General features: G+C 51.1%; 4 protein-coding genes. All 4 read left to right on the top strand.

The annotated features are described in order from the left end of the window. Positions 1 to 3,123: TipJ family phage tail tip protein (locus OGY08_RS01000; protein WP_286565406.1), on the top strand; the 3,123-nt coding region annotated here is incomplete at its 5' end. Positions 3,124 to 3,368: 245 nt separating this feature from the next. After that, positions 3,369 to 3,641 carry a hypothetical protein gene (locus tag OGY08_RS00995; protein ID WP_008322429.1) on the top strand — a complete coding sequence of 91 codons (273 nt, stop codon included), beginning with the start codon at positions 3,369 to 3,371 and terminating at the stop codon, positions 3,639 to 3,641. Next, positions 3,638 to 4,276: a hypothetical protein gene (locus tag OGY08_RS00990; RefSeq protein WP_126317848.1), complete on the top strand. Its 639-nt coding sequence runs from the start codon at positions 3,638 to 3,640 to the stop codon at positions 4,274 to 4,276. Before OGY08_RS00995 ends, OGY08_RS00990 begins: the two co-directional genes overlap by 4 nt. Before the next feature lie 72 nt (positions 4,277 to 4,348). Beyond that, entirely contained in the window at positions 4,349 to 5,674 is a 1,326-nt protein-coding gene (locus OGY08_RS00985; RefSeq protein WP_286565404.1) for a phage tail fiber protein, read from the top strand. Positions 5,675 to 5,762: the final 88 nt, after the last annotated feature.

Genomic DNA, 5,762 nt, shown 5'->3' with positions numbered 1-5,762 from the left:
CGAACCCCTACCGAACAGCCTGATGATCTGCAATCTGTAGCGAAGGCCAAAATCCTCGTTGCGCTTGGGGAAGGGGAATTTGCAGGGCAATTAACCGGAAAAAATATCTACCTGGACGGCACGGCGCTGGAAAACGCCGATGGCTCCCAAAACTTTAGCGGCGTGACGTGGGAGTTTCGCGCGGGAACTCAGGCACAAAATTACATTCAGGGCATTCCCGGTACCGAAAACGAAATCAACGTTGGAACTGAAGTATCAAGCGCAACAACCTGGACGCGTACATTTACCAACACCCAACTATCAGCCGTTCGCCTGCGGCTGAAATGGCCTTCACTGTTTAAGCAGGAGGACAACGGCGATCTGGTTGGGTATTCCATCAATTATGCAATAGACCTGCAAACTGATGGTGGGACCTGGCAAACCATGCTTAATACCAGCGCAACCGGCAAAACGACGTCTGGTTATGAGCGCAGCCACCGTATTGATTTACCGCAGGCTGGCAGCACCTGGACAATCCGACTGCGTAAGATTACCGCTGACGCAAACAGCGCCAAGATCGGCGACACGATGACGCTGCAAAGCTTCACGGAAGTGATTGATGCCAAGCTGCGCTATCCGAACACCGCGCTGCTGTACATAGAATTCGATTCAAGTCAGTTCAACGGTTCGATTCCACAGATATCCTGTGAACCACGTGGCCGGGTGATCCGCGTGCCTGATAACTATGACCCCGATACGCGGACTTATAGTGGTACATGGCAGGGTGCGTTTAAGTGGGCCTGGACCGATAACCCGGCGTGGATATTTTACGATCTGGTTATTACCGATCGCTTTGGTCTGGGTAATCGCCTGAGTGCAGCCAACATCGATAAATGGACGTTGTACCAGGTATCGCAGTATTGCGATCAGCCGGTACCGGATGGAAAGGGTGGAAGCGGGACAGAGCCACGCTATACCTGTAACGTCTATGTTCAGGACAGGAATGACGCTTACACTGTGCTGCGTGACTTCGCGGCTATATTCCGGGGTATGACGTACTGGGGCGGTGATCAGATTGTTGCGCTTGCCGATATGCCGAGAGATGTGGATTACGCTTACACCCGCGCTAACGTTATCGACGGACGCTTTACCTATTCCAGCAGCACGACAAAAACGCGGTATACCACCGCGCTGGTTTCCTGGTCTGATCCGGGTAACGCTTATGCGGATGCGATGGAGCCGGTATTTGAGCAGCCTCTGGTGGCCCGGTACGGATTTAATCAGCTGGAAATGACAGCCATCGGCTGCACCCGGCAGTCAGAAGCTAACCGAAAGGGGCGCTGGGGTATTCTCACCAACAATAAGGATCGCGTTGTTTCGTTTGATGTTGGCCTGGACGGAAACATTCCGCAGCCGGGATACATCATCGCCGTGTCAGACGAGCTTCTGTCCGGCAAAGTTATGGGCGGCCGCATCAGTGCTGTTAACGGTCGCGTGATTAAACTTGACCACGTAGCTGATGCAGCAGCAGGCGATCGCCTTATTCTCAATCTTCCCTCCGGTGCGTCACAGAGCAGGACTATTCAGGCGGTTAACGGGGAATCAGTCACAGTCACCACGGCATACAGTGAGACACCACAGGCCGAAGCTGTATGGGTGGTTGAGTCAGATGAACTCTACGCCCAGCAGTATCGAGTTGTCAGCGTCTCCGATAATGATGATGGCACTTTCTCTATTACCGGCGCATGGCATGACCCGGATAAATATGCCCGTATCGATACCGGAGCCATCATTGACCAGCGGCCCGTTAGTGTAATCCCGCCTGGTAACCAGTCGCCGCCGGCTAACATTGTGATCAGCTCGTTTTCAGTGGTGCAGCAGAATATCAGCGTCGAAACCATGCGTGTGAGCTGGGACCAGGCGCAGAATGCTATCGCCTACGAGGCACAGTGGCGCCGCAATGATGGTAACTGGGTAAACGTGCCGCGCAGCTCCACCACCTCATTTGATGTATCGGGTATTTATGCAGGGCGCTACCTCGTGCGTGTGCGTGCCATTAATGCCGCTGAAATTTCCTCTGGCTGGGGCTACTCCGAAGAGAAAACGCTGACGGGCAAGGTGGGAAATCCACCGAAACCTGTCGGCTTTGCGACAACGCCGATCAACTGGGGGATTCGTCTGAACTGGGGATTCCCGGCTAACACCGGGGATACGCTGAAAACGGAAATTCAGTACACCGCGAACAGTGATTTCTCTAATCCTCTATTGCTGTCGGATGTGCCTTATCCGTCAGCCGAATACACCCAACTGGGACTGAAGGCGGGGCAGGAGTTCTGGTACCGCGCGCAGCTGGTTGACAGAACGGGTAATGAATCAGGCTGGACCGACTGGGTTCGTGGCGAATCCAACGCGAACGCAGATGATTACCTGGGGGATATTGCGGATGACTTTCTCACCTCTGCTGATGGTGATCGTCTGACGGGCGATATTGATACCAACCTTGAAGGTATTCTGCAGAACGCGCTGGCCAACCATGCAACCGTGGAACACCAGTGGGCGCAGTATGGTGAAGTACGCGCGGATATTCTGGTGGTCAAAACGACTATTGCAGATGTTGATAAGGCGATGGCTGAAATGTCCACTCAGGTGCAGGCGCAGTTCAATGATGTGACTGCCGCGCTGGAAGATAAGCTCACCGCCGTGGTTGATGCTACCGGAGCCTCTGCAATTTACACCCTCAAAACCGGAGTCCGGATTAACGGCGTGATGTATAACGCCGGAATGTCGATTGCGGTGCTGGCGGAAGCGGGTAAGCCGGTAGTCACTCGTGTCGGATTTAACGCCAATCAGTTCGCCCTGATGAGTGGCAGCAGTGATACGCAATATTCGCCGTTTGCGGTGGTCAATGGTCAGGTCTTTATCAGCGATGCGTTTATCCAGTATGGCCAAATCACGCTGGCAAAAATTGGCGAACTGCGCTCCGCAAATTATGTTCAGGGACAAACGGGCACCATCATGAAATCGGACGGAACGTTTGAAATTAATGGTTCTAATGCTGGTGATGGCAGGACCACAATTGATAACTATGGACAGAAGGTATATGACAAAAATAATACTCTTCGGGTTGTTGTTGGCAAGTATTAGCGGTTGCGCCTCTATTTCTGGGGCGTTAAATAGTGGAGTTAAAAGTGTTGATTGTACGGCTGCATATTCTTCGCATTTAGGTGCCGGTGCTGAACTTCATATTGCGACAGTTTCTATCAAACAGATCCGCATTGATAAAAATGGGACGTATTGGGTCAGGCCGGTTAATAGTCTTTATGTTCGATTCTTTCCTGGCTGGAAGTCTACTGAACACCTGACAAACTACCAATGTAAAGGGGATGATTATGGCTTACGGAGTGCAGTTGTTCGACGCTAAGGGGAATGAGCTGGTGGGGCGGTTCAATCCCACCTTCGTTGCCGCAGTTATCACTTCTCCAGCGTCAGGCACAAAGGCTTATCCGGTTGTTGAGGGAAAAACTCTGGTCGCGGACCCGCAAAACATATTCACCCCAAGCGGTTCAAAAGGCCAGACTCCGGCAACGGCGACCGTTGCCAATGGCACGGTTACCTGGTCTAACGCGTCAGTAAATCAGCCAATATTGGTGATGTACAAATGAGTTATGGTTTAAAAATTTTCCGCGAAGATGGGAGCCTGTTTATTAGTCCTGAAGTCACACCGATGAACTTTATCGGTGTATATCGCTTCACTGGAAATATGACGATCCCCACAGACATTCCAGCTACGGCAAACGTGATTTCCTTTATTCGTAACGATTCGGCAACCGGGGCCGCTTATGTTATTCCGGTTGCTTCAAATGGGAAATGGAACCTGAATTTAAATTGCAATGGGGTAGGCGGTCATGTCTATGTGTTCGCAAACGTTGTTCCGATTGCGCATGGTGTGGGAATGGCAGTGTACAACTCCAACGGCGATATGGTCTGGAACACTGACTGTTTGCCGCTTGAGCTTCATTTTGTAGATAATCCGTGGAACGGCTCAGGAAATGGCAATGGTGCAAACTACGACGTTAATGTCGGTCTTCCGGCGGCAGTGGTATCCGGTATGAGCTCAAATTACCTGGTCCCGTTAGATCCAGCTGCTGGGATTTATATTTATGGGACGCTGACGGCTCGCGCGTATGACAACATCGTTGGTGGGTATTCCATTTATAGCGAACAGATTAACGGGCTGGCCCCCACACCACGATTTAAAAAACAGTATATCTACATCGATACGCGACTTTATTCGTAGAAGCTGCTTTCTATCCAAATCACTAACCTCGCTTCGGCGGGGTTTTTTATTATCTGAATTCAGGAGATATCTATGTCAGCAGGTGTTATTGGTTTAACGAATAATAAAACAGGGGTTGTGGGCTCAGGGACCTCTTTTACATCAGACCTGAAATCAGGAGATTTTATTGTAGCGGTTGTCGGCGGTGTAACTTACACCCTGCCAGTGGCAAATGTAGAAAACAACACAACAGCCTGGCTGGTATCTCCGTATACCGGACCAACAACCTCAAATCTTTCATGGTATGCCGTACCCCGCCTGGCCATGAATCTGGTTACTGCTGCGTTGGTTGCTCAGAGTGCGGAAGCCTTGCGCGGACTGAACTACGACAAACAAAACTGGCAAAGCATTTTCAGCGGAACCGGAACTGTTACGGTCAAATTACCGGATGGCAGCTCATATTCAGGCCCTGCATGGGGTGGAATTACTGAAACACTGAACCTGAAGGCTGACAAAACAAGCCTGGATGAGAAAGCTGACAAAACCAGTCTTGGCACTGCCGCAGGTAAAAACACAGGGACAGCAACATCGGATGTGATGCAGCCGGGGATGTTTGGCATAGGCAGACCGGGTGGCGTGTTTCGTTTTAATGCTACAAGCATTGATGCAATCCTCAGTGGGATGGCAGGTTATGGCCTGTCCGTACTTCGAAATGACAATCAAATACCTGACCCCTGGTATATACACAATTACTCTCCTGCGTTATTTATGCGTGCCGGAGACACCTACACACTATGGTGTGCTCCGTTTGAAAACTCGGGGCCCATTCGTGTGTTTGGCGGTGCAGACGGGCGTGGCTGGCTGACTGGCCGGCGAATTCTGGATAATGTAACAACCACTACCGACTCGAACGGTTTTATCAAAAAAGCGTCGCCTGTAATCCAGCTCTATGGCGACGGCAAATTCGAGGTGAATGCAGAATCTGAGGGATGCACTGTGGCCAGACAGGGTCAGGGTGTCTATCTCATTGACGGGTGCACGGGACTAAACGCTGATGCTTCGTGGGGCGGGACGGATGGCGGTTTTGAAATTCCCGTCGACAGAAACAAGCAACCCCGTATCTGGCTGGACTATAAAGTCAATGCTGATGGTTCGGTGCTGGTCAGGACATATCACCGGGTTCATCCCTCTGCACCGGAGTTTGCTCAGAACAGAATAGGAAATACCGATACCAACGGTGTGTTTACTGAGACCGTTGCGGATGGTGAACCAGTTGACATTCCTGCAGATTCTTTTGTGTCAGTACGTGTGGAAATGCCGGAAGACAGCATCTGGAACCAGAAGAAGAAAGAAACTCGGGAGGCGATCGAAAAAGCTGAACGGGAGCGCCAACAAAATCAGCAGGATACCCAGCCATAAAAATTGAAGGTTGCCGCAACCACGCCGTATGCAAGAACATGATTGCGGCCGACTGGCGAACGTTCGATAGTGCGAGTATTGAATGATT

Source organism: Citrobacter sp. Cpo069 (assembly GCF_030332785.1).
GTDB lineage: Bacteria > Pseudomonadota > Gammaproteobacteria > Enterobacterales > Enterobacteriaceae > Citrobacter > Citrobacter portucalensis.
The sequence above is the reverse complement of the archived record's forward strand: the minus strand, read 5'-3'. Positions and strand labels throughout refer to the sequence as shown.